This window comes from Streptomyces sp. NPDC045287, from assembly GCF_056432325.1.
On the sequence record NZ_JBWKJG010000003.1, the window covers coordinates 80277 to 105462 of the forward strand.

At 72.0% G+C, this 25186-nt stretch carries 22 protein-coding genes; 18 read left to right on the top strand and 4 right to left on the bottom strand.

What is annotated here, in order from left to right:
- Positions 1–62 precede the first annotated feature (62 nt).
- Positions 63–764, top strand: a complete 702-nt coding sequence (locus tag AC07D6_RS06195; protein ID WP_315876722.1) for a demethylmenaquinone methyltransferase — start codon at positions 63–65, stop codon at positions 762–764.
- Between the two features lie 234 nt (positions 765–998).
- Here the strand turns inward: AC07D6_RS06195 and AC07D6_RS06200 are convergent, their stop codons facing one another.
- Positions 999–1559 carry a GNAT family N-acetyltransferase gene (locus AC07D6_RS06200; RefSeq protein WP_479042479.1) on the bottom strand — a complete coding sequence of 187 codons (561 nt, stop codon included), beginning with the start codon at positions 1557–1559 and terminating at the stop codon, positions 999–1001.
- Between the two features lie 96 nt (positions 1560–1655).
- On the opposite strand from AC07D6_RS06200, the gene AC07D6_RS06205 reads away from it, so the two are divergent.
- On the top strand, positions 1656–2942 hold the full coding sequence (locus tag AC07D6_RS06205; protein WP_479042482.1) for a geranylgeranyl reductase family protein: 1287 nt from the start codon (positions 1656–1658) through the stop codon (positions 2940–2942).
- Positions 2943–3358: 416 nt separating this feature from the next.
- Here the strand turns inward: AC07D6_RS06205 and AC07D6_RS06210 are convergent, their stop codons facing one another.
- Positions 3359–4210 carry a C40 family peptidase gene (locus AC07D6_RS06210; RefSeq protein ID WP_479042484.1) on the bottom strand — a complete coding sequence of 284 codons (852 nt, stop codon included), beginning with the start codon at positions 4208–4210 and terminating at the stop codon, positions 3359–3361.
- A gap of 718 nt (positions 4211–4928) precedes the next feature.
- Between AC07D6_RS06210 and AC07D6_RS06215 the strand changes: the two genes are divergently transcribed.
- Genes AC07D6_RS06215 through nuoN form a run of 14 tightly spaced genes read left to right on the top strand, consistent with a single transcriptional unit; the run spans position 4929 to position 20939 of the window.
- A complete protein-coding gene (locus AC07D6_RS06215) occupies positions 4929–5288 on the top strand; it encodes an NADH-quinone oxidoreductase subunit A (protein ID WP_010470881.1) in 360 nt (119 codons plus the stop codon).
- Positions 5289–5307: 19 nt separating this feature from the next.
- Positions 5308–5862 (top strand): NuoB/complex I 20 kDa subunit family protein, encoded by a 555-nt coding sequence (locus tag AC07D6_RS06220; protein WP_315876726.1) that lies wholly within the window; start codon positions 5308–5310, stop codon positions 5860–5862.
- A complete protein-coding gene (locus AC07D6_RS06225) occupies positions 5859–6596 on the top strand; it encodes an NADH-quinone oxidoreductase subunit C (protein WP_479042487.1) in 738 nt (245 codons plus the stop codon). The genes AC07D6_RS06220 and AC07D6_RS06225 overlap by 4 nt, the downstream gene beginning before the upstream one ends.
- On the top strand, positions 6593–7927 hold the full coding sequence (locus AC07D6_RS06230) for an NADH-quinone oxidoreductase subunit D (RefSeq protein ID WP_315876729.1): 1335 nt from the start codon (positions 6593–6595) through the stop codon (positions 7925–7927). Before AC07D6_RS06225 ends, AC07D6_RS06230 begins: the two co-directional genes overlap by 4 nt.
- Positions 7928–7944: 17 nt before the next feature.
- Positions 7945–8784, top strand: coding sequence for an NADH-quinone oxidoreductase subunit NuoE (nuoE, locus tag AC07D6_RS06235; protein ID WP_479042961.1), 840 nt, complete (start codon positions 7945–7947; stop codon positions 8782–8784).
- Positions 8784–10133, top strand: a complete 1350-nt coding sequence (gene nuoF, locus AC07D6_RS06240) for an NADH-quinone oxidoreductase subunit NuoF (RefSeq protein WP_479042490.1) — start codon at positions 8784–8786, stop codon at positions 10131–10133. The genes nuoE and nuoF overlap by 1 nt, the downstream gene beginning before the upstream one ends.
- Complete coding sequence (locus AC07D6_RS06245) at positions 10130–12634, top strand: NADH-quinone oxidoreductase subunit G (protein ID WP_479042492.1); 2505 nt, start codon at positions 10130–10132, stop codon at positions 12632–12634. The genes nuoF and AC07D6_RS06245 overlap by 4 nt, the downstream gene beginning before the upstream one ends.
- A complete protein-coding gene (gene nuoH / locus AC07D6_RS06250) occupies positions 12631–13998 on the top strand; it encodes an NADH-quinone oxidoreductase subunit NuoH (protein ID WP_315876733.1) in 1368 nt (455 codons plus the stop codon). Before AC07D6_RS06245 ends, nuoH begins: the two co-directional genes overlap by 4 nt.
- Positions 13988–14641 (top strand): NADH-quinone oxidoreductase subunit NuoI, encoded by a 654-nt coding sequence (gene nuoI, locus AC07D6_RS06255; protein ID WP_315876734.1) that lies wholly within the window; start codon positions 13988–13990, stop codon positions 14639–14641. Before nuoH ends, nuoI begins: the two co-directional genes overlap by 11 nt.
- A complete protein-coding gene (locus AC07D6_RS06260) occupies positions 14638–15465 on the top strand; it encodes an NADH-quinone oxidoreductase subunit J (protein WP_315876735.1) in 828 nt (275 codons plus the stop codon). The genes nuoI and AC07D6_RS06260 overlap by 4 nt, the downstream gene beginning before the upstream one ends.
- Positions 15462–15761 (top strand): NADH-quinone oxidoreductase subunit NuoK, encoded by a 300-nt coding sequence (gene nuoK / locus AC07D6_RS06265; RefSeq protein ID WP_315876736.1) that lies wholly within the window; start codon positions 15462–15464, stop codon positions 15759–15761. Before AC07D6_RS06260 ends, nuoK begins: the two co-directional genes overlap by 4 nt.
- A gap of 14 nt (positions 15762–15775) precedes the next feature.
- Entirely contained in the window at positions 15776–17716 is a 1941-nt protein-coding gene (gene nuoL, locus AC07D6_RS06270) for an NADH-quinone oxidoreductase subunit L (protein ID WP_479042495.1), read from the top strand.
- Between the two features lie 5 nt (positions 17717–17721).
- Positions 17722–19293, top strand: a complete 1572-nt coding sequence (locus AC07D6_RS06275; protein ID WP_315876738.1) for an NADH-quinone oxidoreductase subunit M — start codon at positions 17722–17724, stop codon at positions 19291–19293.
- On the top strand, positions 19290–20939 hold the full coding sequence (gene nuoN / locus AC07D6_RS06280) for an NADH-quinone oxidoreductase subunit NuoN (protein ID WP_315876739.1): 1650 nt from the start codon (positions 19290–19292) through the stop codon (positions 20937–20939). Before AC07D6_RS06275 ends, nuoN begins: the two co-directional genes overlap by 4 nt.
- A gap of 150 nt (positions 20940–21089) precedes the next feature.
- On the opposite strand, the gene AC07D6_RS06285 is transcribed toward nuoN, so the two are convergent.
- A complete protein-coding gene (locus AC07D6_RS06285; protein ID WP_315876740.1) occupies positions 21090–21635 on the bottom strand; it encodes a hypothetical protein in 546 nt (181 codons plus the stop codon).
- A gap of 287 nt (positions 21636–21922) precedes the next feature.
- Here AC07D6_RS06285 and AC07D6_RS06290 point away from each other — a divergent pair, with 287 nt between their 5' ends.
- Positions 21923–22921 carry a helix-turn-helix transcriptional regulator gene (locus AC07D6_RS06290; RefSeq protein ID WP_479042499.1) on the top strand — a complete coding sequence of 333 codons (999 nt, stop codon included), beginning with the start codon at positions 21923–21925 and terminating at the stop codon, positions 22919–22921.
- Between the two features lie 57 nt (positions 22922–22978).
- Positions 22979–23809, top strand: coding sequence for a dioxygenase family protein (locus AC07D6_RS06295; protein WP_315876743.1), 831 nt, complete (start codon positions 22979–22981; stop codon positions 23807–23809).
- A gap of 89 nt (positions 23810–23898) precedes the next feature.
- Here the strand turns inward: AC07D6_RS06295 and fahA are convergent, their stop codons facing one another.
- Positions 23899–25134: a fumarylacetoacetase gene (fahA, locus tag AC07D6_RS06300; protein WP_479042502.1), complete on the bottom strand. Its 1236-nt coding sequence runs from the start codon at positions 25132–25134 to the stop codon at positions 23899–23901.
- Positions 25135–25186: the final 52 nt, after the last annotated feature.

The following is a 25186-nucleotide window of genomic DNA, read 5'->3' on the forward strand; positions in this document are numbered from 1 at the left end:
CCGTCCACCAGGGGGTGTGACCGTGCGCGGGCGGGGCGGAAGCCGCCTGCTTGAATGGGCCCGTGACCCGAGCAACGCTGGACAAGCAGCCGCACGAAGTCGCCTCGATGTTCGACCACGTCGCGGCGAACTACGACCTCACCAACGACGTGCTCTCCCTCTTCCAGGACCGGCGCTGGCGCAAGGAGGTGGCGCGGGCCGTCGACGCCCGGCCAGGCCAGCGGGTCCTCGACCTCGCGGCGGGCACCGGCACGTCCTCGATGCCGTTCGTGGAGGACGGCGCGTACGTCGTGCCGTGCGACTTCTCCCTCGGCATGCTGCGCGAGGGCAAGAAGCGCAACCCGTGGCTGCCGCTGACCGCCGGCGACGCGATGCGGCTGCCGTTCCGCGACGGCGCCTTCGACGCGGTGACCATCTCCTTCGGGCTGCGCAACGTCCACGACACGGGAACGGCGCTGCGCGAGCTGTACCGGGTGACCAGGCCGGGCGGACGCGTCGTGATCTGCGAGTTCTCGCACGCGACGTGGGCGCCGTTCCGGAAGGTGTACGAGGAGTACCTGATGCGGGCCCTGCCGCCGGTCGCCCGTGCCGTGTCGTCCAACCCGGACGCGTACGTGTACCTCGCCGAGTCCATCCGGAGCTGGCCCGGGCAGCGGGAGTTGGCGGGGTTGCTCCAGGACGCCGGCTGGTCGAAGGTGGCCTGGCGGAACCTGTCCGGCGGGATCGTGGCACTGCACCGGGGCACCAAGCCGCCGGCCGCGTAAGGGATCCGCCGGCGCGCGCCCCACCGGGAGGTCAGGGGGCCCGGCCCGGTCCCCGGTACCCGGAGCGGCCCACGGCGTCGCCCTGCGGGCCTCCTCCCCCGAGGGGGCCCGCTTCCGTGTGCACGGCGGCCGGGAGCGGCCGGCGACCGCCACCGCGCCCGCCGGCCGCCGCGCGGGAGCGCGACCGGTCCGGGGCCCGCGGGGCCTTCGGCGCCGCGCTCCCCGCACGGGCGCTCAACGAAGCGGAACGGGCGCCCCCTGGAGCTCCAGGCCGAAGCAGTGGCCCAGTTCGCCGTCCCGGCCGGGGATCGGCCGGGTGTCCTGGAGCTCCATGCCCAGGCGGCGGGTGACCGCCACGGACCGCTCGTTGCGCGCGTTCACCACGGCGACGACGCGCTCGACACCCGCCTCCCGCACGCGCGCCAGCGTCTCGCGGGCGGCGGCCGTCGCGTACCCCCTGCCCCACGCCGCGCGGGCCAGGCGCCAGCCGATCTCGATCTCGCCCACGGGCCCCCACGGGTGCGGCCACGGCTGGGCGCCGGTGAAGCCGATGACCTCGCCCGCCCCGTCCAGCAGCGTCCACAGGCAGAAGCCGCGCTCGGCGTCGTGGCGCCGCTGCCGGGCGGTGAACTCGTGGTACACGGACAGCTCGGCGGACCGGCCGCCGTGGAACTCCATCACCTCGGGGTCGTCGAAGACGCGGTGCCACGCGTACGCGTCCTCCTCCGTCGGCACGCGCAGGCGGAAGGCCGGCCCTCCGGCGGGCCGGGCGGCGGCGTCGAGCAGCTCGGTCATCGAGGGTGCCCTTCGGGTCGGGGAACGGCGGGTCCCCATAGACTGCCCACGTCCCGTGCTTTCGGCACGCCATTTCGAGCCCCGGGAGAACTCGCCGTGACCGAGACCCCCTCCGAACACACCGCAGATGTGATCGTCGTCGGGGCGGGCCCGGCGGGCTCCACCACCGCGTACCACCTCGCGAAGGCCGGCCTCGACGTCCTGCTGCTGGAGAAGACCGCCTTCCCGCGCGAGAAGGTGTGCGGCGACGGGCTCACCCCCCGTGCCACCAAGCAGCTCGTCGCGATGGGGATCGACATCTCCGAGGAGGCCGGCTGGCTGCGCAACAAGGGCCTGCGCATCATCGGCGGAGGCGTCCGCCTCCAGCTCGACTGGCCCGAGCTGGCCTCGTACCCGGACTACGGACTGGTCCGCAAGCGCGACGACTTCGACGAGCAGCTCGCCCGGCAGGCGCAGAAGGCCGGCGCCCGGCTGTACGAGCGGTGCAACGTCGGCGAGCCGGTCACCGACCCCCGTACCGGCCGGATCACGGGCGTCCACGCCAAGCTGGGCGAGGAGAAGACGCCGGTCACGTTCCGCGCCCCGCTCGTGGTCGCCGCCGACGGCAACTCCAGCCGTCTGTCCCTCGCGATGGGGCTGCACCGGCGCGAGGACCGGCCGATGGGCGTCGCCGTCCGCACGTACTTCACGACCCCCCGCCACGAGGACGACTACCTGGAGTCCTGGCTGGAGCTGTGGGACCGCCGCGGCCCCGGCCCGGACCGCCTGCTGCCCGGCTACGGCTGGATCTTCGGCATGGGCGACGGCACGTCCAACGTCGGCCTGGGCATCCTCAACTCGTCCTCCGCCTTCCGCGAGCTGGACTGGCGGGAGGTCCTCAAGGCGTGGTGCGCGTCCATGCCGGAGGACTGGGGCTTCACGCCGGACAACATGACGACGCCGATCCGGGGCGCGGCCCTGCCGATGGCGTTCAACCGGCAGCCGCACTACACGCGCGGGCTGCTGCTCGTCGGCGACGCGGGCGGCCTGGTCAACCCGTTCAACGGCGAGGGCATCGCGTACGCCATGGAGTCCGGGCAGCTCGCCGCCGACGTGATCGTCCAGGCGCACGCCCGCTCGACGGACGCCCAGCGGGAACGCGCCCTGCACTCCTACCCCAGGGTCCTCAAGGACACCTACGGCGGCTACTACACGCTGGGCCGCGCCTTCGTGAAGCTGATCGGCAACCCGAAGGTCATGAAGATCGCCGCGCAGCGCGGCCTGACGCACCCGGTGCTGATGCGGTTCACGCTGAAGATGCTCGCCAACCTGACGGACCCGACCGGCGGCGACGCCATGGACCGCATCATCAACGGCCTGTCGAAGGTCGCCCCGAAGGCCTGATCGCTCCGTACGGGCATCGGCGGCGCCCATCGGCGGGACCGTCGAAGACCGCCCCGAAGGCATGGTCACCCCAGTCGCGCGCCCGCCGTCCCGGAGGGCGGGAACGACCCGCGGCGGGCCGTGGGGGAGATCCCCACGGCCCGGGTGAAGTGGCGTCGTGGGTTCGCCGCCGTGCCCGGGCCGCTGCGCTCCCCGATCCGCTCGACGGGCGGGGCGGTGGATTCCAGCGGGCTCCGCGCCCGCGCGACGCGCTGCTGGACCACCGCACCGGGAGCTGATGGCGAAGGCCGTCGCGGACGGCTACGGGCGGCTCGTCGAGGCGTTCCGCGGGGCCTGACCGCCCCGGACGTACGGCGAGGGCCGCCGCTCCCACCCCGAGCGGGGGAGCGACGGCCCTTCGGCGTGGTGCGGCGGCGTCAGAGGATGCGGACGGCGCCGGACGGCGGGTCCCAGTCCAGGGACTGCTGGACGACCCCGGTGCTGGGGTTCTGCGCGCCGACGTACATGCCGCCGCCGACGTAGATGGCGACGTGGTACGAGCCGCTGCGGCTGCCCCAGTAGAGGATGTCGCCCGGCTGGAGGTCGCCCAGCGAGACGGAGGTGCCCATGCTCGACTGGGAGCTGGAGACGCGCGGCAGGTCGATGTTGGCCTGGCGGTAGGCGGCCTGGACGAGGCCGGAGCAGTCCCAGGCGTTGGGGCCCGTGGCGCCCCTGACGTACGCGTCGCCGATCTGGGCGCGCGCGAAGGCGACGATGGCGGCGGCCGAACCGGTCGCCGTGGAGTTGGAGCTGGAGCTGGAGCCGGCGCTGGAGGAGCCGCTGTCGCCGACGGACGACGACGCGGACAGGGTGGTGGTGCGCTCGGCGGACCGGGAGGCGCGCTCCTGGGCCTCGGCGCGGGCCTTCTCCTCGGCCTCCTTGGCCTTGCGCTCGGCCTCGGCCTTGCGCTCCGCCTCGGCCTTGGCCTTCTTGGCGTCCTTCGCCGCCTTGGCGGCCGCTGCGTCCTCCTGCGCCCGCAGGTCCTGGGCGAGGGCGTCCTGCTCGGTCGACTCCGCGGAGGCGGCGACGGCGGTGGACAGCGCGCCCGACAGGTCCATGTTCGTGAGCGTGGGCATCTCGATGGTCTCGGTCACCGGCTCGGCCTGAGCCGGCGACGCGGCCACCGCGATGGTGCTGAGGACGCCACCGGCAACTCCGGCACGCAGCGCGAGCTTCGACGAGCTGCGGCGCGGCTTCCGGTGGCTGGGTATGTGAGCGGTGTGGGACATGAGACAACCGCTATCAGGGCTCGGCGGTTCCCTTCAAGAAACGTGTGTTGCGCCACAGTTGTGCCCGGAAGGGCCGAATCCGGTTCCTGGCGCCCTTTATTGACGTCGTAACGGACATTTCAGGCTCACGCGATCACGCCCGTGATCATGGGTTTTCCGCGAAACGTCCGAATTGCCGCCCGCCTACCACTGGTTGGCGAAGTTGGCCAACCCCGCTTTTCCGTCCGCTCGCGACGAGTGGTGCAGGTCACATTCGCGCGCCCGGCGCTTGCGCTCCGCGCTCGTGAACGGGTGCACGCGTCCACTTCCGTCCCGCCGGGCCCCCGCACGGGTGGGGTGAGCTCCTTTATCACTCGGACGCGTCCATCACGAATTTGCGTGTACGTACCAGGATTTGATAGTGCAAGAACCCTCCGACCAGCGTTTTCCGGCGCCGATGTCACATATCGTGGCTACTCGATCACCTCTGGTGCGAAGTTTGGCGTTCATCCGCGTTCATGATCGTTCGCCAGGTGGTGGAGATCACAAAGTCGTTGCCGTATCCCGTGTCGCAGATCACAGATCGACGGGCATAGGATGCGTTGCAGTCGGGCTTGTGAACTGCCTCACATGTAAGCGATCTTCCGGGGGTCCCCGATCACCCGGGGCTCCTTCGAGGCGGCGAGACGGATGCCCGGTGCGGTCCAACGGTCAAGGACGACTGGAAGGAGCGAGGAGCGTGAATGCGTACACGCCCATCCTCGTGCTCGGCGCCCTCGGGGCAGCTTTTGCGATCTTCTCCGTGGTCATGGCCACGCTCATCGGCCCGAGGAAGTACAACCGGGCGAAGCTCGAGGCGTACGAGTGCGGCATCGAGCCCACCCCGACGCCGGCCGGAGGTGGCCGCTTTCCGATCAAGTACTACCTGACGGCGATGCTCTTCATCGTCTTCGACATCGAGATCGTCTTCCTCTACCCCTGGGCGGTCACGTTCGACGCCCTGGGGCTTTTCGGGCTCGTGGAGATGCTCCTCTTCGTGCTCACGGTCTTCGTCGCCTACGCGTACGTGTGGCGGCGCGGCGGCCTGGAATGGGACTGAGGGGCTGAAGGGCACAGTCATGGGACTCGAAGAGAAGCTGCCGAGCGGATTTCTGCTGACGACGGTCGAACAGGCCGCGGGATGGGTGCGCAAGTCGTCCGTCTTCCCCGCGACCTTCGGCCTCGCCTGCTGCGCCATCGAGATGATGACGACCGGCGCCGGCCGGTACGACCTGGCGCGGTTCGGAATGGAGGTCTTCCGCGGCTCGCCGCGCCAGGCCGACCTGATGATCGTGGCCGGCCGGGTCAGCCAGAAGATGGCCCCGGTGCTGCGCCAGGTCTACGACCAGATGCCCGACCCGAAGTGGGTGATCTCCATGGGCGTCTGCGCCTCCTCCGGAGGCATGTTCAACAACTACGCGATCGTGCAGGGCGTCGACCACGTCGTACCGGTCGACATCTACCTGCCCGGCTGCCCGCCCCGCCCCGAGATGCTGCTGGACGCGATCCTCAAGCTCCACCAGAAGATCCGTACGTCCAAGCTCGGCGTCAACGCGCGCGAAGCGGCCCGCGAGGCGGAGGAGGCGGCGCTCAAGGCCCTCCCGACGATCGAGATGAAGGGGCTGCTCCGGTGACCGACCAGTCGAGCCAGCCGAACCCCGACAAGGAGCTCGGCGCGCAGAACCTCCCCGGCCGCCGCGGCGACCAGGGGGAGGAGATCCGCGTCCAGCGCGGCATGTTCGGCGCCGCGAACGGCGGGGACACCTCCGGCTACGGCGGCCTCGTCCGCTCCATCCGCCTCCCCGGCCAGGCCACCCGGCCGTACGGCGGGTACTTCGACGAGGTCGCCGACGAGCTGGAGGGCGCCCTGGAGGAACAGGGGATCGTCCCCGAGAACGCCATCGAGAAGACGGTCGTCGACCGGGGCGAACTCACCTTCCACATCGCGCGCGAGCACCTCGTCCGCGTCGCCCGGACCCTGCGCGACGACCCGGCCCTGCGCTTCGAGCTGTGCCTGGGCGTCAGCGGCGTCCACTACCCGGGCGACAAGGGCCGCGAACTGCACGCGGTCTACCACCTGCGCTCGCTCACCCACGGGCGGCGACTGCGCCTGGAGGTCAGCGCGCCCGACAGCGACCCGCACGTCCCGTCGCTCGTCGCCGTCTACCCGACCAACGACTGGCACGAGCGCGAGACGTACGACTTCTTCGGGCTGATCTTCGACGACCACCCCGCCCTCACCCGGATCATGATGCCGGACGACTGGCAGGGCTTCCCGCAACGCAAGGACTACCCCCTCGGCGGGATCCCCGTCGAGTACAAGGGCGCCCAGATCCCGGCTCCGGACCAGCGGAGGTCGTACTCGTGACCACCCCCCCCTCCACCCCGCAGGCGGAGGCCCGCGAGACCACCGAGGGCACCGTCTACACCGTCACCGGCGGCGACTGGGACGAGGTCGTCCAGTCCGCGGCCAAGGCCGACGACGAGCGGATCGTCGTCAACATGGGTCCCCAGCACCCGTCCACGCACGGCGTGCTGCGGCTCATCCTGGAGATCGACGGCGAGACCGTCACCGAGGCCCGCTGCGGCATCGGCTACCTCCACACCGGCATCGAGAAGAACCTCGAGTACCGGACCTGGACGCAGGGCACCACCTTCGTCACGCGCATGGACTACCTGACGTCGTTCTTCAACGAGACGGCGTACTGCCTCGGCGTGGAGAAGCTGCTCGGCGTCGAGGACCAGGTCCCCGACCGGGCCACCGTCATCCGGGTCCTGCTCATGGAGCTCAACCGGCTCTCCTCGCACCTCGTGTGCATCGCCACCGGCGGCATGGAGCTCGGCGCCACCACGATCATGATCTACGGGTTCCGGGACCGGGAGATGATCCTGGACCTCTACGAGCTGATCACCGGCCTGCGCATGAACCACGCGTTCATCCGTCCCGGCGGCCTCGCCCAGGACCTGCCGCCCGGGGCCGTCGACCAGATCCGCGAGTTCGTCAGGACGATGCGGAAGAACCTGCCGGAGTACGACAAGCTCGCCACCGGCAACCCCATCTTCAAGGCCCGCATGCAGGACATCGGCTACCTGGACCTCGCCGGCTGCATGGCCCTCGGCGCCACCGGGCCCATCCTGCGCTCCGCGGGGCTCCCGCACGACCTGCGCCGGGCCGAGCCGTACTGCGGCTACGAGACGTACGAGTTCGACGTGCCGACCGCCGACACGTGCGACGCCTACGGCCGGTTCCTGATCCGGCTGGAGGAAATGCGGCAGTCGCTGCGCATCATCGAGCAGTGCCTCGACCGGCTCGCCCCCGGCCCGGTCATGGTCGCCGACAAGAAGATCGCCTGGCCCGCCCAGCTCGCCCTCGGACCCGACGGCCTCGGCAACTCCCTCGACCACATCAAGAAGATCATGGGCACCTCCATGGAGGCCCTGATCCACCACTTCAAGCTGGTCACCGAGGGCTTCCGGGTCCCCGCCGGACAGGCGTACGCCGCCGTCGAGTCCCCCAAGGGCGAGCTGGGCGCGCACGTCGTCTCCGACGGCGGCACCCGCCCCTACCGGGTCCACTTCCGCGACCCGTCCTTCACCAACCTCCAGGCCATGGCGGCGATGTGCGAAGGCGGCCAGGTCGCCGACGTCATCGTCGCCGTCGCGTCCATCGACCCCGTGATGGGAGGCGTCGACCGGTGACCGACGTCCAACTGGGGATGCCCGAACTCCCCGCCCCCGACTACCCCGCCGACGTGCGCGCCCGGCTCGAAGCGGACGCCCGGGAGGTGATCGCCCGCTACCCGGACTCGCGCTCCGCGCTGCTGCCGCTGCTGCACCTGGTGCAGTCCGAGGAGGGCCACGTCACCCGCACCGGCATGCGCTTCTGCGCCGAGGTGCTGGGGCTGACCACCGCCGAGGTCACCGCCGTCGCCACCTTCTACACGATGTACCGGCGCAAGCCGAGCGGCGACTACCAGGTGGGCGTCTGCACCAACACGCTCTGCGCCGTCATGGGCGGCGACGCGATCTTCGACGAGCTCAAGCGGCACCTCGGCGTCGGCAACCAGGAGACCACCGACGACGGCAAGGTCACCCTCGAACACATCGAGTGCAACGCCGCCTGCGACTTCGCGCCCGTCGTGATGGTCAACTGGGAGTTCTTTGACAACCAGACCCCCGAGAGCGCCAAGCGCCTCGTCGACGACCTGCGCGCGGGCCGCCCCGTCACCCCGACCCGCGGCGCGCCCCTGTGCACGTTCAAGGAGACCGCCCGCATCCTCGCCGGCTTCCCCGACACGAGGCCCGGCGCGGTCGAAGCCGGCGGCGGCGCGGGCCCGGCCTCCCTCATCGGCCTGAAGCTCGCCAAGGGCGAGGCCCTCCCGCCCCGCGTCGTCCACCCGCGCGGCGAGGCGGCCGAGGCGGACCACAGCGGCCCGGCGCCCCACGACGGCCCCGTGCCGGGCTCCGGCCACCTCAGCTCGCACGACGCACCACAACAGACCTCCGCGTCCGACCCGAAGCACCCGGCGGGCCCGGTCAGCGGGGAGGGGGAGTGATGACCTTGGCACCCGCCATCGGGGAGACCAGCCCCGAGAAGCTGCTCTCACCGGTCCTGTCCGCCTTCTGGGACGAGCCCCGCCCCTGGACCCTGGACACCTACCGGCGCCACGACGGCTACGAAGGGCTGCGCAAGGCCCTCGCCATGACCCCCGACGACGTCATCGCGTACGTCAAGGACTCCGGCCTGCGCGGCCGCGGCGGCGCGGGCTTCCCCACCGGGATGAAGTGGCAGTTCATCCCGCAGGGCGACGGCAAGCCGCACTACCTCGTCGTCAACGCCGACGAGTCGGAACCCGGCACCTGCAAGGACATCCCCCTCCTCTTCGCCAACCCGCACTCCCTCATCGAGGGCATCGTGATCGCCTGCTACGCGATCAGGTCCTCGCACGCCTTCGTCTACCTGCGCGGCGAGGTCGTCCCCGTCCTGCGCCGCCTCCACGAGGCCGTCCGCGAGGCGTACGAGGCGGGCTACCTCGGTCGGAACGTCCTCGGCAGCGGCCTCGACCTCGAACTGACCGTGCACGCCGGAGCCGGCGCGTACATCTGCGGCGAGGAGACCGCCCTGCTCGACTCGCTGGAGGGCCGCCGCGGCCAGCCCCGACTGCGTCCCCCCTTCCCCGCCGTCGCCGGTCTGTACGCCTGCCCCACCGTCGTGAACAACGTCGAGTCCATCGCGTCGGTCCCCGCCATCCTCCACCGGGGCAAGGACTGGTTCCGGTCGATGGGCAGCGAGAAGTCCCCCGGCTTCACGCTGTACTCGCTGAGCGGCCACGTCGCCGCCCCCGGCCAGTACGAGGCCCCGCTCGGCATCACGCTGCGCCAGTTGCTCGACATGAGCGGCGGCATGCGGCCCGGCCACCGGCTGAAGTTCTGGACGCCGGGCGGCTCGTCGACGCCGATGTTCACCGACGAGCACCTCGACGTGCCCCTCGACTACGAGGGCGTCGGCGCCGCCGGGTCCATGCTCGGCACCAAGGCGCTCCAGTGCTTCGACGAGACGACCTGCGTCGTCCGCGCCGTGACCCGCTGGACCGAGTTCTACGCCCACGAGTCCTGCGGCAAGTGCACCCCCTGCCGCGAGGGCACGTACTGGCTGGTGCAGCTGCTCCGCGACATCGAGGCGGGCAAGGGCAAGCCGTCCGACCTCGACAAGCTCGCCGACATCGCCGACAACATCAACGGCAAGTCGTTCTGCGCCCTCGGCGACGGCGCCGCCTCGCCGATCTTCTCCTCCCTGAAGTACTTCCGCGAGGAGTACGAGGAGCACATCACCGGCAGGGGATGCCCCTTCGACCCGGCCAGGTCGACCGCCTGGGCGGACAACCACGTGGAGGTGACGGCATGACCGTCATGGCATCGAACCCCGCCGGCGGCGGGGCCGCCCCGGTGCCGCCGGAGGACCTGGTCACGCTGACCATCGACGGCGTCGAGGTCTCCGTCCCGAAGGGGACGCTGGTCATCCGGGCCGCCGAGCAGATCGGCATCGAGATCCCCCGGTTCTGCGACCACCCCCTCCTCGACCCGGCCGGCGCCTGCCGCCAGTGCATCGTCGAGGTCGAGGGCCAGCGCAAGCCCATGGCCTCGTGCACGATCACGTGCACGGACGGCATGGTGGTGAAGACCCAGCTCACCTCGAAGGTCGCCGAGAAGGCCCAGGTCGGGGTGATGGAGCTGCTGCTCATCAACCACCCCCTGGACTGCCCCGTCTGCGACAAGGGCGGCGAGTGCCCCCTGCAGAACCAGGCCGTCTCGCACGGCCGGGCCGACTCCCGCTTCGAGGGCCGCAAGCGGACCTACGAGAAGCCCGTCCCGATCTCCACGCAGGTCCTCCTCGACCGCGAGCGGTGCGTGCTCTGCGCCCGCTGCACCCGCTTCTCCCAGCAGATCGCCGGCGACCCGATGATCGAGCTGGTGGAGCGCGGCGCCCTCCAGCAGGTCGGCACCGGCGAGGGCGACCCCTTCGAGTCGTACTTCTCCGGCAACACCATCCAGATCTGCCCGGTCGGCGCCCTCACCTCCGCGGCGTACCGGTTCCGCTCCCGCCCCTTCGACCTGGTCTCCAGCCCCTCCGTGTGCGAGCACTGCGCCGGCGGCTGCGCCACCCGCACCGACCACCGGCGCGGCAAGGTCATGCGGCGGCTCGCCGCCAACGACCCGGAGGTCAACGAGGAGTGGCTGTGCGACAAGGGGCGCTTCGCGTTCCGGTACGCACAGCAGCGGGACCGCCTCACCACGCCCCTCGTGCGCGGCGACGACGGCGCCCTGCGGCCCGCGTCGTGGCCGGAGGCGCTCCGGGCGGCGGCGCGCGGCCTGGTCCGCGGCCGCACCGGCGTCCTCGCCGGCGGGCGGCTCACGGTGGAGGACGCCTACGCGTACGCCAAGTTCGCGCGCGTGGTGCTCGACACGAACGACATCGACTTCCGCGCGCGCGTGCACAGCGGCGAGGAGGCCGACTTCCTGGCCGCCCGGGTCGCCGGGCACGGTCGCGACCTGGACGGCCGCGGCGTCACGTACGGCACGCTGGAGAAGGCGCCCGCCGTGCTGCTCGCCGGGTTCGAGGCGGAGGAGGAGGCGCCCGGCGTCTTCCTGCGGCTGCGCAAGGCGTGGCGCAAGCACGGGCAGCGCACGTACGCCATCGCCCCGTACACGACCCGCGGCCTGGAGAAGGCGGGCGGCACGCTGCTGCCCGCCGCGCCCGGCACGGAGACCGAGTGGCTGGACGCCCTCGCGGCCGGCGCCGACCTCGCGGGGCCGGGCGCCGCGGCGGCACGGGCCCTGCGCGAGGAGGGCGCCGTCATCCTCGTCGGCGAGCGCCTCGCCGGCGTGCCGGGCGCGCTGTCCGCCGCCGTACGGGCCGCCGCCGCGACCGGCGCCCACCTGGCGTGGATCCCGCGCCGGGCCGGTGAGCGCGGCGCGGTCTGGGCGGGCGCCCTCCCGACGCTGCTGCCCGGTGGCCGCCCGGCCACCGACCCGCGGGCCCGCGAGGAGACGGCGACCGCGTGGGGCGTACGGGAACTGCCGCACCGCTACGGGCGCGACACGGGCCAGATCGTGGAGGCCGCCGCCACCGGCGAGCTGGGCGCGCTGCTCGTCGGCGGCGTCGACGTGGCGGACCTTCCGGACCCGGCACGCGCGCGTGAGGCGCTCGACGCGGCGTTCGTCGTGTCGCTGGAGCTGCGGCCCGGCGAGGTCACCGAGCGGGCCGACGTGGTCCTCCCGGTCGCGGCGGTCGCGGAGAAGGCCGGCACGTTCCTCAACTGGGAGGGACGGGTCCGGATGTTCGAGGCGGCGCTGAAGCCCGAGCACCTGGCGAACGCGCTGCCGCCGGCCGACGCGCGCGCCCTGCACATGCTCGCGGACGCGATGGACGTGCACTTCGGCCTGCCCGACCTGCGGACCGTGCGGCGCGAGATGGACCGGCTCGGCGCGTGGGACGGCGGGCGGGCCGACGACCCCGCCGAGGCCCGGCTGCCGCTGCCCCGCGCCGGCGAGGGCGAGGCCGTCCTGGCCGGCCACCGGATGCTGCTCGACCTGGGCCGCCTCCAGGAGGGCGACGAGGCGCTCGCCGGGACCCGGCACGCCGCGCTCGCCCGCCTGTCGCCCGCCACGGCCGCCGAGACCGGCGTCGAGGACGGCGACCTGCTCCGGGTGACCGGCCCGGCCGGCTCCGTCGAGCTGCCGCTGCGGGTGACCGAGATGCCCGACCGGGTGGTGTGGCTGCCGCTCCGCTCGACCGGCGGCGGCGTCCTGTCGGACCTGGGCACGGCCCCCGGCCGCCTGGTCCGCCTCGCCCCGGCCGCCCCCCACCCATCGGACTCGACGGACTCGACGGAGGTGCGCGCATGAACCCGGCCCTCCTCGCGGCCGAGGACCTCTCCATGTTCGGCCGCGACCCCTGGTGGCTCGTGGTGCTCAAGGCGGTCTTCTGCTTCGCCTTCCTCATGGTCACCGTGCTGATCTCCATCGTGATGGAGCGCAAGGTCGTCGCGTGGATGCAACTGCGCGTCGGCCCCAACCGGCACGGCCCCTGGGGCCTCCTCCAGTCCCTCGCGGACGGCGTCAAGCTGATGTTGAAGGAGGACGTCGTCGTCAAGCGGGCGGACAAGGTCGTCTACGTCCTCGCCCCGATCGTCGCCGCCGTCCCGGCGTTCATGGCGATCGCCGTGATCCCCTTCGGTCCGGCGGGCAACGAGGTATCGATCCTCGGCCAGCGGACCACGATGCAGCTGACCGACCTGCCGATCGCGATGCTGTACATCCTCGCGGTCGCCTCCGTCGGCATCTACGGCATCGTCCTCGCCGGTTGGTCGTCCGGCTCGACGTACCCGCTGCTCGGCGGGCTCCGCGCCTGCGCGCAGATGATCTCGTACGAGATCGCGATGGGCGCGGCCTTCGCCTCCGTCTTCCTCTACTCCGGGTCCATGTCGACCTCGGCGATCGTCGACGCGCAGGCGGACCGCTGGTTCGTGGTGCTGCTGCCGGTGTCGTTCCTGATCTACATGGTGACGATGGTCGGCGAGACCAACCGGGCCCCGTTCGACATGCCGGAGTCCGAGGGCGACCTGGTCGGCGGCTTCAACACCGAGTACAGCTCCATCAAGTTCGCGATGTTCATGCTGGCCGAGTACGTCAACATGGTCACCGTCTCGGTCGTCTCGGTCACCCTCTTCCTGGGCGGCTGGCGCGCCCCGTACCCGATCTCGGGGCTGTGGGAGGGCGCGAACCACGGCTGGTGGCCGATGCTCTGGTTCATCGGCAAGGTCGTGCTGCTGCTGTTCCTCTTCGTCTGGCTGCGCGGCACGCTGCCCCGCGTCCGCTACGACCAGTTGATGAAGCTCGGCTGGAAGGTCCTCATCCCCGTCTCGGTCGTGTGGCTGATGCTCGTCGCGACCGTGCGCGCCCTGCGCAACGAGAACGTCGCGTTCCAGTCGATCGTGCTGTACGTCGCCGCCGCGGTCCTGGCGGTGCTGCTGCTGTCCTTCGTCGCCGACATGTTCCGCGACCGGAAGGCGAAGGCCGCGGGCGGCCCCGAGGAGACCGCGCAGACCGGTGAGTTCGACCCGATGGCCGGCGGGTTCCCGGTGCCGCCGCTGCCCGGGCAGACCCTGCCGCCGGTGCCGCGGCGACGGCCGCGCGGTGAGGGCGAGCTGATTGTCAGTGGCCCGGCAGATACTGCGAGTGACGGAAAGGAGACGGACGGTGTCTACTGAATCATCCCGGGGGGACACCCCACGGACCCCCTTCCAGAACCCGGTGGCCGGCTTCGGCGTGACCTTCAAGGCCATGTTCAAGAAGCGGCTGACGGAGCAGTACCCGGAGCAGCAGAAGACGACGGCGCCCCGCTTCCACGGCAGGCACCAGCTCAACCGCCATCCGGACGGGCTGGAGAAGTGCGTCGGCTGCGAGCTGTGCGCCTGGGCGTGCCCCGCCGACGCCATCTACGTGGAGGGCGCGGACAACACCGACGAGGAGCGCTACTCGCCCGGCGAGCGGTACGGCCGCGTCTACCAGATCAACTACGCCCGCTGCATCCTGTGCGGGCTGTGCATCGAGGCGTGCCCGACGCGGGCGCTGACCATGACGAACGAGTTCGAGCTCGCCGACAGCTCCCGCGAGAACCTGATCTACACCAAGGAGCAGCTCCTCGCGGGCCTCCAGGAGGGCATGGTCGACACGCCCCACGCCCTCCACCCGGGGACGGACGAGCAGGACTACTACCGGGGCCTGGTCCACGAGGCGGCGCCGGGCACGGTCCGGCAGGTCGCGGTCAGCAAGGGCGAGCAGCCCCCGCAGGAGGCCGCGTCGGACTTCGGCGGGAACGAACCCGCGTCCGAGAAGGTGATCGGGGCATGACCGCGAACACGCTGGCCGCCGCCTACACCACCTCGACCGGTGAGGCCGTGCAGTTCTGGCTGCTCGGCACGGTCGCGGTGATCGGCGCGCTGTGCACCGTACTGATGCGCAAGGCCGTGCACAGCGCGCTGTGCCTGGCCGGGACCATGGTCGTCCTGGCGGTCTTCTACCTCGCCAACGGCGCGTACTTCCTGGGTGTCGTGCAGGTCGTGGTCTACACGGGCGCGATCATGATGCTGTTCCTCTTCGTCGTGATGCTCGTCGGCGTCACCGCCGCCGACTCGCTGAAGGAGACCATCAAGGGCCAGCGCTGGCTGGCCCTGCTGTGCGGGCTCGGCTTCGGCGCCCTGCTGATCGCCGGCATCGGCCGCGCCTCGTTGGACACGTTCAACGGCCTGGGCACGGCGAACGCCGGCGGCAACGTCGAGGGCCTGGCGACGCTGCTGTTCACCAAGTACGTCTTCGCCTTCGAGATCACGGGCGCGCTGCTCATCACGGCCGCGGTCGGCGCGATGGTGCTGACGCACCGGGAGCGCACCGAGCGGGCCCGCACGCAGCGGGAGCTGTCGGAGCAGCGGGTGCGCGAGGGCAAGCAGCTCCCGCCGCTGCCGGCACCCGGCGTGTACGCCCGGCACAACGCCGTGGACGTCGCCGGCCTGCTGCCGGACGGCACCCCGTCCGAGCTGACCGTGAACCGCACGCTGCGGGCGCGCGGGCAGGTCCGTGACGTCTCGGCGCAGGCGCTGGAGGACCTGCGGGCGCTGGAGCAGCGCGCCGAGGAGCGGCTAGGCCGCCGGCGGGACGGAGAGGAGGCGGCCAAGTGAATCCCGTCAACTACCTGTATCTCGCCGCCCTGTTGTTCACCATCGGCGCGGCCGGGGTGCTGATCAGGCGCAACGCGATCATCTTGTTCATGTGCGTGGAGCTGATGCTCAACGCCTGCAACCTGGCGCTGGTCGCGTTCTCCCGGCTGCACGGCAACCTGGACGGCCAGATCATCGCCTTCTTCACGATGGTCGTCGCCGCCGCGGAGGTCGTGGTCGGGCTGGCGATCATCGTGTCCCTGTTCCGTGCCCGCCATTCGGCCTCGGTCGACGACGCCAGCCTGATGAAGCTGTAAGGGGTCGCTGAATCGTGGAGAACCTGATCGCGCTGCTCGTCGCGGCGCCCCTGCTCGGAGCGGCCGTCCTGTTGTGCGGCGGCCGGCGGCTGGACGGGGCCGGGCACTGGCTCGGCACGCTGCTCGCCGCGGCCTCCTTCGTCGTCGGCGCGGTGCTCTTCGCCGACATGCTGGGGAAGGGCGCGGAGGACCGGGCCCTGCACCAGAGGTTGTTCAGTTGGGTGCCGGTCGAGGGCTTCCAGGCGGACATCGCCTTCCAGCTCGACCAGTTGTCGATGACGTTCGTCCTTCTCATCACCGGGGTCGGCACGCTCATCCACGTCTACTCCATCGGCTACATGGAGCACGACGAGCGCCGCCGCCGCTTCTTCGGCTACCTGAACCTGTTCCTCGCGGCGATGCTGCTGCTCGTCATCGCCGACAACTACCTGCTGCTGTACTTCGGCTGGGAGGGCGTGGGCCTCGCCTCGTACCTGCTGATCGGGTTCTGGCAGCACAAGCCGAGCGCGGCGACGGCCGCGAAGAAGGCGTTCCTGGTCAACCGCGTCGGTGACATCGGCCTCTCCGTCGCGATCATGCTGATGTTCACCACCTTCGGGACGTTCGCCTTCGGGCCGGTGCTCGACTCGACCGGCGAGACGTCCGAGGGCATGCTGACGGCGATCGGGCTGATGCTGCTGCTCGCCGCCTGCGGCAAGTCCGCGCAGGTGCCGCTGCAGTCCTGGCTCGGTGACGCGATGGAGGGCCCGACCCCCGTGTCGGCGCTCATCCACGCGGCGACGATGGTGACGGCCGGCGTGTACCTGATCACCCGTTCCGGTGCGATCTTCAACGCGGCGCCGGACGCGCAGCTCGCCGTCGTGGTGGTCGGCGCGGTCACGCTCCTCTTCGGTGCGATCGTCGGTTGCGCGAAGGACGACATCAAGAAGGCCCTCGCCGGTTCGACGATGTCGCAGATCGGCTACATGGTCCTCGCGGCCGGCCTCGGCCCGATCGGCTACGCCTTCGCGATCATGCACCTGGTGACGCACGGCTTCTTCAAGGCCGGTCTGTTCCTCGGCGCCGGATCGGTCATGCACGGCATGAACGACGAGGTCGACATGCGCAAGTACGGCGGCCTGCGGAAGTACATGCCCGTCACGTTCGTGACGTTCGGCCTCGGCTACCTGGCGATCATCGGCTTCCCCGGCCTGTCGGGCTTCTGGTCCAAGGACAAGATCATCGAGGCGGCGTTCGCGAAGGGCGGCGCCGAGGGCTGGATCCTCGGCGCGGTCACCCTGCTCGGCGCCGGGATCACCGCGTACTACATGACCCGCGTGATGATCATGACGTTCTTCGGGGAGAAGCGCTGGCAGCCCGCGCCCGACCCGGACGCGGCGGCCGACGTCGAACCCGGTGCCCAGGCGGCGCCCGGCGCGATGCCGCACCCGCACGAGTCCCCGAAGTCCATGACCGTCCCGATGGTCCTGCTGGCCTTCGGATCGGTCTTCGCGGGCGGGCTGTTCTCGCTGAACAGCGCGTTCGTCACCTGGCTGGAGCCCGTCACGGACTTCGACCACGGCCACCCGCCGATCGGCGCCGGGGTCATCACCACGGCGACGGTCGTCGTCCTGCTGATCGGCGTCGGCATCGCGTACGCGCAGTACGGGCGCAGGCCCGTGCCCGTGGTCGCGCCGCGCGGCTCGCTGCTCACCCGGGCGGCCCGCCGCGACCTCCTCCAGGACGACTTCAACCACGTGGTCCTGGTGCGCGGCGGCGAGCACCTCACCCGCTCGCTGGTCTACGTCGACCACACCCTCGTCGACGGCGTCGTCAACGGCACGGCGGCGGCGATGGGCGGTCTCTCCGGCCGGATGCGCAAGCTGCAGAACGGCTTTGCCCGCTCCTATGCGGTCTCGATGTTCGGAGGTGCTGCGGTGCTGATCGCCGCGACCCTGCTGATGAGGGCGGTGTGACCGCGATGTCCTTTCCCCTCCTGACCGCGACGGCGTTGCTGCCGGCGGCCGGTGCGATCGTCACCGCCGCCGTCCCGGCCGCCCGGCGCACCGCCGCCAAGTGGCTGGCGCTGCTGTTCTCGCTCGGCACGCTCGCGCTCGCCGTGGCCGTCCTGGTCCGCTTCGACCCCGGCGGCGAGCGGTACCAGCTCACCGAGTCGCACGCCTGGATCAAGGACTTCGGGGTGCGGTACGAGCTCGGGGTGGACGGCATCGGCGTGGCGCTGGTCGCGCTCACCGCGCTGCTCGTGCCGTTCGTCGTCCTCGCCGGGTGGCACGACGCCGACCCGCTGGAGACGAAGTCGAAGCGATGGCGGCCCACGCAGGGCTTCTTCGCCCTGATCCTGATGGTCGAGGCGATGGTGATCCTCTCCTTCGAGGCCACCGACGTCTTCCTCTTCTACATCCTCTTCGAGGCCATGCTCATCCCGATGTACTTCCTCATCGGCGGCTTCGGGGACCGCGCCCACGCGGGCGGCGACGACAGGGCGGCCGCCCAGCGGTCGTACGCCGCGGTGAAGTTCCTGCTCTACAACCTGGCCGGCGGGCTCGTCATGCTCGCCGCCGTGATCGGGCTGTACGTCGTCGCGGGGAACTTCTCGCTCACCGAGATCGCCGCCGCCCGGGCGAGCGGCGAGCTGGAGATGGCGACCAACACGGAGCGGCTGCTGTTCCTCGGCTTCTTCTTCGCGTTCGCCGTGAAGGCCCCGCTGTGGCCGCTGCACACCTGGCTGCCCAACGCGATGGGGGAGTCCACGGCGCCGGTCGCGGTGCTCATCACGGCCGTCGTCGACAAGGTCGGCACGTTCGCGATGCTCCGCTACTGCCTCGGCCTGTTCCCGGAGGCGTCGCGGTGGGCCACGCCGGCGATCATCGTCCTCGCCCTGGTCAGCATCGTCTACGGGGCGCTGCTCGCGGTCGGCCAGCGGGACATCAAGCGCCTGATCGCGTACGCGTCGATCTCCCACTTCGGCTTCATCATCCTGGGCATCTTCGCGATGACCAGCCAGGGCCAGAGCGGCGCCACGCTCTACATGGTCAACCACGGCATCTCGACGGCCGCGCTGATGCTGGTCGCCGGGTTCCTGATCTCGCGGCGCGGCTCGCGCCTGATCGCGGACTACGGCGGCGTGCAGAAGGTCGCCCCGGTCCTCGCGGGCACCTTCCTCGTCGGCGGCCTGGCCACGCTGTCGCTGCCGGGCCTCGCGCCGTTCGTCAGCGAGTTCCTGGTCCTGGTCGGCACGTTCGCCCGGTACCCGGTCGCGGGGGTCGTCGCCACCACCGGCATCGTCCTGGCGGCGCTCTACACACTGGTGCTGTACCAGCGGACGATGACCGGTCCGGTGAAGGAGGAGGTCCGGGCCATGCCCGACCTGCGGCCGCGCGAACTGGCCGTGGTGGCCCCGCTGATCGCGCTGCTGCTCTTCCTCGGCGTCTACCCGAAGCCGCTCACCGACATCGTCAATCCGGCGGTGCGGCACACCATGTCCGACGTACAGCAGAAGGACCCCCGGCCCGATGTGGAGGCGGCCAAGTGAGCACTACGGACTTCCACACCCTGTGGACGACGGCCGCCGAACCGCTCGGCAAGATCCCCGCGCCGGAGATCGAGTACGCCCAACTGGCCCCGGTCCTCATCGTGGTCGGCGCGGCGATCCTCGGCGTCCTCGTGGAAGCCGTCGTCCCGCGCCGCGCCCGGTACCACACGCAGCTCTTCCTCAGCGGCGTGGCGCTCGCCTGCGCGTTCGCCGCGGTCGTCGGCCTCGCCCTCACCGGGCACGGCACGACGAAGGCGCAGATCTCCGCGATGGGCGCCATCGCCGTCGACGGGCCGGCGCTCTTCCTCCAGGGCACGATCCTGCTGACCTCGCTCGTCGCGGTGTTCACCTTCGCCGAGCGGCGGCTCGACCCGGCCCGCCACGGCCACCGCGTCGACTCGTTCGCCGCCGAGGCCGCCGCCGTGCCGGGCAGCGACCACGAGAAGGCCGCGGTCAAGGCCGGGTTCACCACCACCGAGGTGTTCCCGCTGGTGCTGTTCGCCATCACGGGCATGCTCGTCTTCCCGGCCGCCAACGACCTGCTGACGCTGTTCATCGCGCTGGAGGTCTTCTCGCTGCCGCTGTACCTGCTGTGCGCCGTCGCCCGCCGCAAGCGGATGATGTCGCAGGAGGCCGCGGTCAAGTACTTCCTGCTCGGCTCGTTCGCCTCCGCGTTCCTGCTGTTCGGCATCGCCCTGCTGTACGGCTACGCGGGCTCCGTCTCGTACGCCCGGATCGCGGACGTCGTGGGCGGCGCGGTCGGCACGGTCGACCCGGCGCTCGCGGCGACCATGAGCAACGACGTGCTGCTGCTCATCGGCTTCGCGATGGTGATGATGGGGCTGCTGTTCAAGGTGGGCGCCGTGCCGTTCCACATGTGGACACCGGACGTCTACCAGGGCGCCCCGACCCCCGTCACGGGCTTCATGGCGGCGGCCACCAAGGTCGCGGCGTTCGGCGCGATGCTGCGCCTGCTCTACGTGGTCCTGCCGGGGCTGCGCTGGGACTGGCGGCCCGTCATGTGGGGCGTCGCCATCGTCACGATGCTGGCCGGCGCGATCGTCGCGATCACGCAGACCGACATCAAGCGGCTCCTCGCCTACTCGTCGATCGCCCACGCGGGTTTCATCCTGGCGGGTGTCATCGCCGCGACGCCGTCCGGGATCTCGTCGACGCTGTTCTACCTGGCGGCGTACTCCTTCGTGACGGTCGGCGCGTTCGCGGTGGTCACGCTGGTGCGGGACGCGGGCGGCGAGGCGACGCACCTGTCCAAGTGGGCGGGGCTGGGACGGCGTTCGCCGCTGGTGGCGGCGGTCTTCGCGGTGTTCCTGCTGGCGTTCGCCGGCATCCCGCTGACGTCCGGCTTCTCCGGCAAGTTCGCCGTGTTCAAGGCGGCGGCCGAGGGAGGAGCGGGCGCGCTGGTGGTGGTCGGTGTGATCGCGTCGGCGATCGCCGCGTTCTTCTACGTCCGGGTCATCGTGCTGATGTTCTTCAGCGAGCCGCACCCGGAGGGGCCGACCGTGGCCGTGCCGTCGCCCCTGACGATGACGGCGATCGGCGTGGGGGTCGCGGTGACGCTGGTGCTGGGCGTCGCCCCCCAGTACTTCCTGGACCTCGCGGGCCAGGCGGGGGTGTTCGTCCGGTAGCCGGTGTTCCGGAGGCGTACGGGACGCGTACGCGCGCGTACGGACGGCCGGGCGGGGTGCGGGCGGCGCCCCCCGCCCGGCCGTGTCGCGCGCGGCCCGCCCCTCCGGGCGGCCCGCCCCTCCGGGCGGCCCGCCCGGGGGCGGTGCGGGTCACTTCTCCGCGGGGCAGCGCACGTCGGGGTTCCACTCGTGGAACATCCCCTTCGGGTTGGGCTTGTGGATCCACACGTGCAGGTCGTAGTGGGCCTTGACACCGGCCTCGACACCGGGCGACGGCCCGAGGAAGGGCTGGCCGAACATCGTCGGCCGGTCGTCGTCGGTCGCGAGGTCCTGGTCGGCGTCCTCGACGAACCACTCCACCCCGACCAGCCGCAGCGTCCCGTCCTCGGCCTTCTCGTACATGAGGGCGGCGGGTTTCGCCGGATCGGTCGTGTTGTTGTGTGCCTTGTTGACGTAGTGGTACCCCATGCCGCCCTCGCCGGCGCGGGCGATGCAGCCGCGCAGCGGCAGGTAGCCGTCCGCGACGGCCCGCTCGACCCGGTGGTACTTCTGCGTCGCGCTGTACGCCGTCATCAGGTCGGCGCGCACGGTGGTGTCGTCGTCGGGGGCGGCCGCCGCGGGTGCCGGGCCCGCCAGGAGCGCCAGGGGGACGAGAGCGGTGACGGCGACGGCGGACAGGGGCCCTTTCGGCTTCATGCGCTGCTCCTCGGGGGACGGAGGGGGGTGCCTCCGGGCGCCCGGCGGGTCCGGGCGGGTTCGGACGGGTCCGGGCGGGCTCTTTCCGTGCCCCGCCCCCAGCAGCATGTGCCGGGCCGCCCCCCGCCCGCATCCGGAGTCGGCCATAGGGCGGAAAGCGCCCTGTCCCACGGGTCATGTCCATGGCATGGTGCTCCTGGGAACTGGTTCAGACCAGTCGCGGACCGCGGCGGGCCACGGCAGGCCGCGCCCGGCCGCGGCGACGACGAGGAGGGGCGCGGGCGACGATGCGCGGCACCACGGTCCTACCGGGGGAGAACGACACGGCCGGACAGCCGGAGGCGCTGCCTATGCACCGCCTCGAAGTCCCGATGCCCGACGCGGTGCCGTTCGCGGTCGGCACGTTCGACACGATCGGCCCCATGGCCCGGGCCGCCTTCCCGCACCGGCACACCTTCTACGAGATCGTGCACGTCACCGCCGGGCGCGGCGCCCACGTGACCGACCTCGCCCGCTGGCCGCTGCGCCCGCCCCACCTGGGCTTCCTCGTGCCCGGCCAGATCCACCACTGGGAGGGCGCGGCCGGGGTGGACGGCTCCGTCGTCCTGTTCACCGAGGACTTCCTGCTCGACCACCCCGGTGACCGCGCCCTGCTGCGCCTCCTCGCCGAGCGGCCCTGGCCCACCCTCGACGAGCGGTCCGCCGCCCAGGCCGCGCGGCTGCTGGCCGACCTCCACGACGAGTACGGCCGCGGCGCCGAGGGCTGCTCCTCCGTGCTGCGCGCCCTGCTGCACGTCCTCGTCGTCCGCGCGGCGCGGCTGTACGGCACCGGGCCCGCCGCCCACGGCCGGCCCGGCACCCGGCCGGGCGCCGTCGCCGAGGAGTTCACGCGGCTGATCGGCCGCGGCGACCCGGCCCTGTGGTCGGTGGGGGCCTGCGCCGCGCGCATCGGCGTCACCCCCGGCCACCTCACCGACGCCGTCAAGGCCGCGACCGGCCGCACCCCGGGGCAGTTGGTCCGCGAAGCCCGCGCCCACGAGGCGAAACGGCTCCTCGCCCGCACCGACCTGACGGTCCGGCAGGTGGCGGGCCGGGTCGGCTTCGACGACGCCGCGTACTTCTGCCGCTTCTTCCGCCGCGAGACCGGCGTCAGCCCCGGCGACTTCCGGCGCGGCGCCGAGGCGCGCGGCGGGGGAGCGGCGCCGGGCGGCGGGGGGACCGGGGGTCGGGGGCGCGCCCGCGATATTCACCACGACGACCGTGTCCAGTCCATCGTCCGTCCGTGACGGCGTGCGTAGGTTCGGTGCCGTTCCCCTGACCCCCCCTCCCGACGAGGAGCAGGCATGGACGACCACGACGAGCCCCGCACCGGGCACCCCTCCCGCAAGGCCGTGCTGCGCGCCGCCCTGGCGGCCGGTGTCGCCGCCCCCGCGGTGTTCATGGGCGCGCCGGCACTGGCCCGGGCCACCGCCGCCTCCCCCGGCGCCCGCCCGGCCCTGACCCCCACCTGCGACGACGGCGACGACCCCACGCCGCCGCAGATGGAGGGCCCCTACTTCAAGCCCAACTCCCCCCGCCGCACGTCACTGCTGGAATCGGGCACCCCCGGCGTGCGCCTCACCGTCTCCGGGTACGTCTTCGGGCTCGGCTGCAGCCCGATATCCGGCGTCCTGCTCGACTTCTGGCAGGCCGACAACAACGGCGCCTACGACAACACCGGGTTCCGCTTCCGCGGCCACCAGTACACCGACGCGCAGGGCGCGTTCCGCCTCACCACGATCGTGCCGGGGCTGTACCCGGGGCGCACCCGCCACATCCACGTCAAGGCGCAGGCGCCCGGCCGCCCGGTGCTGACCACGCAGCTCTACTTCCCGAACGAGCCCCGCAACGCGACGGACTCGCTGTTCGACCCGCGGCTGCTGATGACCGTGCACGACGCGGGCGGCGCCCGGGAGGCGGCGTTCGACTTCGTCCTGAACGTGCCGCAGTCGCCGGGCCCGAGCCCCACCCCGACCACCCCGCCGCCCGGTGGCGGCACGTGGGCGGTGGGCACGGCCTACCGGGCCGGCGACCGGGTCACGTACGGCGGGCGCGGCTACGTCTGCCTCCAGCCCCACACCGCCCAGACCGGCTGGGAGCCGCCGAACGCACCCGCCCTGTGGCGGGCCGAGTGACCATCGCGGGACGCGGCTGAACCCGAGGGGGGAGCCGCACGGGCCCGGCACCCGGAGCCGGGGTGCCGGGCCCTTCGACGTCCGGAGGGTCAGACGGCGGGCGTGATCCGTCCGGTGACCTCGCCCAGGCCGACCTTCACGCCGTCCGGGCCGGGCGCCCACGCGGTGAGCGTGACCTCGTCGCCGTCCTCCAGGAACGTCCGCTTCCCGGTGGACAGGTCGAGCGCGTCCCGCCCATTCCACGTCAGCTCCAGCAGCGAGCCGCGCTGGTGCGTCTCGGGCCCGCTGACCGTGCCCGAGCCGTACAGGTCGCCGGTGCGCAGCGACGCGCCGTTGACGGTCATGTGCGCCAACTGCTGCGCGGCCGTCCAGTACATGGTGGAGAACGGCGGCTCGGCGACGACCTCGCCGTTGATCTCCACGGTGATGTGCAGCTCGTACCCGCCGGGCTCGTCCTCGTCCGCGTCGTCCAGGTACGGCAGCAGCGGGAAGTCGCGGGCCGGAGGGGCCACACGGGCCGCGTCCAGGGCCTCCAGCGGCGTCACCCACGCCGACACCGACGTGGCGAAGGACTTGCCGAGGAACGGGCCCAGCGGCACGTACTCCCACGCCTGGATGTCGCGCGCCGACCAGTCGTTGAGGAGCGTCAGCCCGAAGACGTGCTCCCGGAAGTCGCCCAGCGCCACCGGGCGGCCCGTCTCCGACGGCGTGCCGACGACGAAGCCCACCTCCGCCTCGATGTCCAGCTTCGTGGACGGCCCGAAGACCGGCGCCGGGTCGGCCGGCGCCTTGCGCTGCCCGGAGGGGCGCACCACGTCGGTGCCGGAGACCACGACGGTGCCGGACCGGCCGTGGTAACCGATCGGCAGGTGCTTCCAGTTGGGCGTGAGCGGCTCGCCGTCCGGGCGGAACATGCGGCCGACGTTCGACGCGTGGTGCTCGCTCGCGTAGAAGTCGACGTAGTCGGCCACCTCGTACGGCAGGTGCAGCGTCACCGCGTCCAGCGGGTGCAGCAGCGGCTCGACGTCCGCGCGGTGCGCGGGCGACGTCAGCCACGCCGTCAGCGCCCGGCGCACGTCGCGCCAGACCGTGCGGCCCGCCGCCATCAGCGGGTTGAGGGAGGGCTGGGCGAGCAGGCCGGCGTACGACGAGCCGAGCGCGTGCGCCGCGGCCCCGGCGTCCAGGACGTGGCTGCCGATCCGGACGCCGACCCTGCGGCGGCCGGGTTCGTCGGCGGTCGAGAACACGCCGTACGGGAGGTTGTGCGGGCCGAAGGGGTCGCCTTCGGCGAGGTCGAGCGGGCTCGGTGAGGGCTGCTCGGGCATCGGTGCTTGCCTCGCTTTCCACGTGTGTGGGGGACACGTTACGACCGAGGCG

Excerpts from the sequence above, each read along its gene's own strand:
- AC07D6_RS06200 (WP_479042479.1), bottom strand. The coding sequence starts at position 1,559 with ATGACCGAGCTGCTCGACGCCGCCGCCCGGCCCGCCGGAGGGCCGGCC.
- AC07D6_RS06210 (WP_479042484.1), bottom strand. The coding sequence starts at position 4,210 with ATGTCCCACACCGCTCACATACCCAGCCACCGGAAGCCGCGCCGCAGC.
- AC07D6_RS06220 (WP_315876726.1), top strand. The coding sequence starts at position 5,308 with ATGGGACTCGAAGAGAAGCTGCCGAGCGGATTTCTGCTGACGACGGTC.
- nuoE (WP_479042961.1), top strand. The coding sequence starts at position 7,945 with ATGCCCGAACTCCCCGCCCCCGACTACCCCGCCGACGTGCGCGCCCGG.
- nuoF (WP_479042490.1), top strand. The coding sequence starts at position 8,784 with ATGACCTTGGCACCCGCCATCGGGGAGACCAGCCCCGAGAAGCTGCTC.
- AC07D6_RS06245 (WP_479042492.1), top strand. The coding sequence starts at position 10,130 with ATGACCGTCATGGCATCGAACCCCGCCGGCGGCGGGGCCGCCCCGGTG.
- nuoH (WP_315876733.1), top strand. The coding sequence starts at position 12,631 with ATGAACCCGGCCCTCCTCGCGGCCGAGGACCTCTCCATGTTCGGCCGC.
- AC07D6_RS06260 (WP_315876735.1), top strand. The coding sequence starts at position 14,638 with ATGACCGCGAACACGCTGGCCGCCGCCTACACCACCTCGACCGGTGAG.
- AC07D6_RS06275 (WP_315876738.1), top strand. The coding sequence starts at position 17,722 with ATGTCCTTTCCCCTCCTGACCGCGACGGCGTTGCTGCCGGCGGCCGGT.
- AC07D6_RS06285 (WP_315876740.1), bottom strand. The coding sequence starts at position 21,635 with ATGAAGCCGAAAGGGCCCCTGTCCGCCGTCGCCGTCACCGCTCTCGTC.
- AC07D6_RS06290 (WP_479042499.1), top strand. The coding sequence starts at position 21,923 with ATGCGCGGCACCACGGTCCTACCGGGGGAGAACGACACGGCCGGACAG.
- AC07D6_RS06295 (WP_315876743.1), top strand. The coding sequence starts at position 22,979 with ATGGACGACCACGACGAGCCCCGCACCGGGCACCCCTCCCGCAAGGCC.
- fahA (WP_479042502.1), bottom strand. The coding sequence starts at position 25,134 with ATGCCCGAGCAGCCCTCACCGAGCCCGCTCGACCTCGCCGAAGGCGAC.